The following is a 4,601-nucleotide window of genomic DNA, read 5'->3' as shown; positions in this document are numbered from 1 at the left end:
CCTGCGTAGCAGAGTTTGCAGCTGCGCTGCAAACGTTCAGGCTCGCTGGCAAGCCAGCAAGGGGGGTGCCCGACTGGGCTGTTGGGTGCAGGATTATCATGGAATGCCCAATCGCTCTGCGATTTGGTGAAGTGGGTCCGGGGAATTTTTGATGGTCAGATTTTGAAAATTTTCGGACAGAAATTTTTAGAACGTTATTTTGATTTCGAATCATTTTCAGAATTATCTATCTGAGATATATTTATCTGATGGGTGTGGCGGTCATGCCCTCTGATTGAGAGTTGAGGAGTGCTGCAATGGTGAAGGAACTTGGGCGGGATTGGCTGACCACGGATGAGGTGGCTGCGTTGATGGGTATCAAGCCGGCCAGTGTGTCTCAACAGGCTTCCAACGCTAGGAAGCTGAAGGAGAAGTGGGACCCGGACTTTCCGCAGCCTGTAGCGCAGAAGATCACCATCTACTCCAGGGAAGAAGTGATGAAGTATCTGGATCTCCGCGCCCAGAGGAACCCGAACCGCAAGGGCCGGCCTCCCGCTGTGAGCAATAGGACTGAGGCTGAGAAGGCTGAGGAAATGAAGAAGGAGTCTGGGGAGGAATGAAAATTCCAGCCGTGTTGGGGGAACCTACTGAAGAACCAGTAGTAGGGCCTGTGATGGCCCCGCAGACCGCAGCCTGGTTCGATGGTCCCCAACTCCGATTCGTTCTGGGGCATGCCTTTGATGCGTTGAAATTTGATGGCCGTTTGGATGCGGTTAAGGTGGCAGCTGCGCTGGGTGTCTCGGCCGGCACGGTGAGGCGGTGGGGGCGCACTCATCTTGCTGAGCCTCGGAGGGCCGGTATCATGGCCAGGATTGCTGTCTCGGACCTTGTGCATGAGCAGGAGGCCGTGCAGCTGCGCAATGCCAGGGAAAATGCGGCCACTCTGGGGCTCAAGGGTGTGAAGGCTGCTGACTGGATTGCCAGGGGCTGGACTGAGCCTCATGTTCTTTACCTGGTGTTTTTCCCCAGGTTGGGTGTCTGGATCCCGCGGATCGGCAAGATGAGTGAGAAGTCCTTGACCAGGGTCACGGCTGGTGCCGGCGGTGGGGTGATCATCAGGCGGAAGATCTTCACCAACCATTTCGAGGCGCTTTGCGCCAAATTTGAGACTCTGAGGGCTTGCCAGGCCTGGAGGATTGCGCTGCCGGAGGTTCATGGCTCGCAGGGCCTGCAACGTCTGCAGGGAAGCTCCAGCGCGGTTCTGGCGGCCTGTCCCGTACCGATCAGCCTTGATGCGGGGTTAGGTTCCTAGCTGGCCCCTGGGATGTCTTTCGGGGTTAGATATCGCTGATGTCGATCTTGCTGATGAAGTCCATGTTCCATTGGCCGGCCCCGTAGTTGTTGCTGTACTGCTGCTGGAGGAAATCGTGGACACCGGCATCCCCGGTTTCGGCGTAGGCATGCATGAGGTCCTGCATCTCATCCGGAGTCATTTTTAGGGTGGCGGCCCGGTACCTGGCGTAGCTGTCACCGTGGGCGTTGGATCCAGGCACGCCTTGGTGCCCGCGGATCGTGATTTTGGCGCCCTTTTGGGCAAATTTGCCATTGTGGGCGGTCTTTACGGCGTTGCGGCGACCTGCCTTGGTTGTGGCAGCTTGGCGGGATTTGGTGTTGAGCCTAGCCAGGTTGGCCGTTTTGGGGTGCTGGGTGCCTTTGACCCAGCGCTGGATGGTGCGTTGGCTAACGCCGAGATCCTTGGCTGCCTGGCGGGTGTTGATCTTGCCATCTGACTTGGAAAACAGGGTGCGGAGCATGCCCATGGTGTTGTCGGATTTGCCGCTCACTTCGGCATCCTTGCGGCCGGTCAGGGCTGAGAAGAAGCTTCCCCGGCGTTCGGTGGGGCTGGGTGCTTTGGGTTCTTCAAACATGGCGTGCTCCTACTTGAAGAGGGTCTTGGCGGTGAGGTCGAAACCATTGCCGGTGAGGTACTTTTTGAGGTCGGCGAGTTTGGCGGTGCCTTCGAGCTTGTACATGCCGGCTTTGCGGGAGAACGTGGCTTCTCCCCCGGGCCAGGCCTTGGCGCCATCGGCTTCATTTGAGGTGTACAGGATGGTGTCGGTGTAGACGGCAACTGGCCAGCGGCCGGTTTTCTCGCCGATGTCGAGGATCCGGCGGATGATGTTCGCCCCGGCCCGGCCCTTGATGAAGTCGTATCGCTCGGGGTTGTAGCAGGGGCGGCCTGCCTGGTGCTCGTGGGAGCCGATCATGCCGAAGGTGCGGACATAGAGGGCCTTGAGGATGTCACGGGCTGCCTGGTCGTCAGCGGTGGGGGTGTCCAAGGCTGTGCGGGCATCGATGATTCTCTTGACGAACGTGGAGAAGAGGCGGGAGTTGTTCTCCCAGACATAGGCCTCTTTGGGCTGGATCGTGTAGCCGAGCTTGTCCGAGGTTGCCAGGGCCAGTGTTTCGGTGGTGTACCAAAAATCCCCGGGGATCTCACGGCCGGCGGGATTGAAGATGGACGGCATGAGCCATTCCTGGGTTTCGGGGACTTCGATCTTCCAGTATCCGGGCAGCTTGGGATTGAAGGTGGGGTTGTCGGTGAGGTGGGTTGCTTCACCGATGCCAAAGTTGGTGTCGGCCGCGGCAAGGTAGGAGGCGCCACGGTCGTAGGCATGGACGTAGAGGTGGCCTTCCTCTTCCTGAGAGAGAGGGCGGGACCAGTTATGGTCCAGGACCAGGGCAGGGACCGTGGCAGGTGGCACGGGGTTTGAAGGGGCCAGGGTCTCTTCACGGTCCTTGCGGGACTCTATGAGGAGATCCAGGCCGGTGCTGCTGGCTGAGACGGTGTAGGGGTACTGCAGGGCCGTGGCGAAGCGTTGGAAACGGGTGGCCACGGCATCGGCGGATGCGGGGCCCTTGAGTTTCCCATCTTTCTTGTAGTCGGCAATGGCCGGGTAGGCGTCATCCCCGAGCATCGGGATGAGGGTAATCATGGCCCGCCGGCCGGAATCGTCCTTGCGCCACATCCGGGTGGTGCCCTCCAGGTGCTTGCCGTCCTTACTCATGGACCAGCCGTCCTGAACGGCGGCTGTGACAAAGGGATGGTTGGTGGTGTGGTTCTTGATGAACGTCACCCGGTCAAAGCGGTCCTTGGGAAGCTCATCGATGCCCAGGAGCTCCATGGTGGCCTCCGTGGTGATATACAGCTGGCCCTGGAGTGAACGGAAGTTCCACTTGCCGGCCCGGTTCTTGTTCTTGCGGACAATGGTGCCCAGGTTCAGGGTGCCCATCAGATCCGCGACTTCGCCCATATTGGCCGGGAGGGCATCCAGCTCAATGACGGGCTGGCCCGGGATGTGGATCCCGTCGAGATCCAGGACAGCGCAGGAGGCATCGAAGACGGGGAGCTGGGGTGAAACTCGCTCGGGTTTGGCCGCCTGAACCAGCTCTGATGTGTCCTCTTCGTCCTGAACTTCCGGAGCCGGGGTGGCGTTTTCTGCGGGGATCGTCTCTTCAGGTTCCGCGGCCGGCTGTTCGGTGTCTTCCGTAATGGCCGGGGCCGGCATGGGTTCGGGCGCCAGTTGCGCCTGGTGGGCCTGGTCCTGGGCGGCACCTTCGGCCTTCATGGCAAGCATCTGGGTGTTCCAGCAGGCGATGTGCACTGTGGTGCCGCCGATGGCGCCTGCAGCTGCCTTCTGGCACACGATGCAGGGTTGCCATTCCGTGAGGTGGTCCATCACGATTTCATCGCCCAGGGCGTCAACGAAGGTGTGGCTCTGAGTCATGGTGCCTTCCTTTGGCTGGGGCTCCTGGTACGGGTCAAATGACGGCATGTCCGTGGCCGGATTGTCCACGGGTGGGGTGCCTGGAAAGAGCGGTGTCGAGGGTGGGGCTGTGGGTGATGCGGGGGGCAGCATGCCGTCGTCCTCGGTGCCGTCATCCTCACCCATGAGCACGGAAAGGGGGATGTCCCAGACGCGCATGAGCTTGCCGGAGAGCCGGCGTTGGACACCGTTTTTGCCGGCCCGGTCGGGGGTGATCCAGCCGTGGGAGAGCATGGCTGAACCGATGCTGACCTGGGATTCTCCAAAGGTGGCATCGGCACGGCTTGCCATCTGGTTGGCAACACCAACAGCGACGCTGGGAATCAGGAAAACACGCCCGTTCTTGACGGCGCCAATCTTGGTGCCGGTGGGGTTCCACATCTTTTCAGCGGCATTCAACGTGAAGCCGCGGCTAATCCAGCCGGCGCCTTCGGGGTCGATGGGCTGGCCACCGTCGGAGCTGGTCAGGTGGGCTTCGTTGGCGGCGATTGCGTCCTTGAGGTAGTTGATCAGGCGGTGGCCGGAGTCGCCGGCGACATCGTTTTGGAGTGCGAGGGCTTCAAGGATTCCCTGGTCTGCCTGGTTGAGAATCAGGGTGGCCTCTTCCTGGGTGAGGGCGCCACGAGTAACGAGCATGCGCAGCATGAGCCGGATGCCGTGAGAGCACCACTGTGCGGAGTCGGAGAATCGCCCTTCCAGGCTGGAATCATGGGGAAGTGTGCGGATCTGCTCTACCCAGAAGTCATAGGGGTTTCCGGGGGCTCCACGGTGGTCACGCCAGTAATCACGTTCAGC

4 protein-coding genes and 1 pseudogene are annotated in these 4,601 nt (G+C 60.5%); 2 read left to right on the top strand and 3 right to left on the bottom strand.

Translation table 11 applies throughout. The annotated features are described in order from the left end of the window. Positions 1-214, bottom strand: a 214-nt coding sequence (locus LOH53_RS13980) for a hypothetical protein (protein ID WP_230068368.1), incomplete at its 3' end; no start/stop codon positions are given. A gap of 82 nt (positions 215-296) precedes the next feature. Here LOH53_RS13980 and LOH53_RS13975 point away from each other — a divergent pair. Both LOH53_RS13975 and LOH53_RS13970 read left to right on the top strand, forming a co-directional pair. Beyond that, complete coding sequence (locus LOH53_RS13975) at positions 297-599, top strand: hypothetical protein (protein WP_230068367.1); 303 nt, start codon at positions 297-299, stop codon at positions 597-599. Next, positions 596-1,291 carry a hypothetical protein gene (locus tag LOH53_RS13970; RefSeq protein ID WP_230068366.1) on the top strand — a complete coding sequence of 232 codons (696 nt, stop codon included), beginning with the start codon at positions 596-598 and terminating at the stop codon, positions 1,289-1,291. The genes LOH53_RS13975 and LOH53_RS13970 overlap by 4 nt, the downstream gene beginning before the upstream one ends. Before the next feature lie 25 nt (positions 1,292-1,316). On the opposite strand, the gene LOH53_RS13965 is transcribed toward LOH53_RS13970, so the two are convergent. After that, a complete protein-coding gene (locus tag LOH53_RS13965) occupies positions 1,317-1,907 on the bottom strand; it encodes a helix-turn-helix domain-containing protein (RefSeq protein ID WP_230068365.1) in 591 nt (196 codons plus the stop codon). Between the two features lie 9 nt (positions 1,908-1,916). Then, positions 1,917-4,601: pseudogene (locus LOH53_RS13960) on the bottom strand (DNA polymerase); the annotation flags it as partial.

This window comes from Arthrobacter cryoconiti (assembly GCF_020905375.1).
Classification (GTDB): domain Bacteria; phylum Actinomycetota; class Actinomycetes; order Actinomycetales; family Micrococcaceae; genus Specibacter; species Specibacter cryoconiti.
Note: the sequence above shows the minus strand (reverse complement) of the source record. Positions and strands in the feature narration are given on the sequence as shown.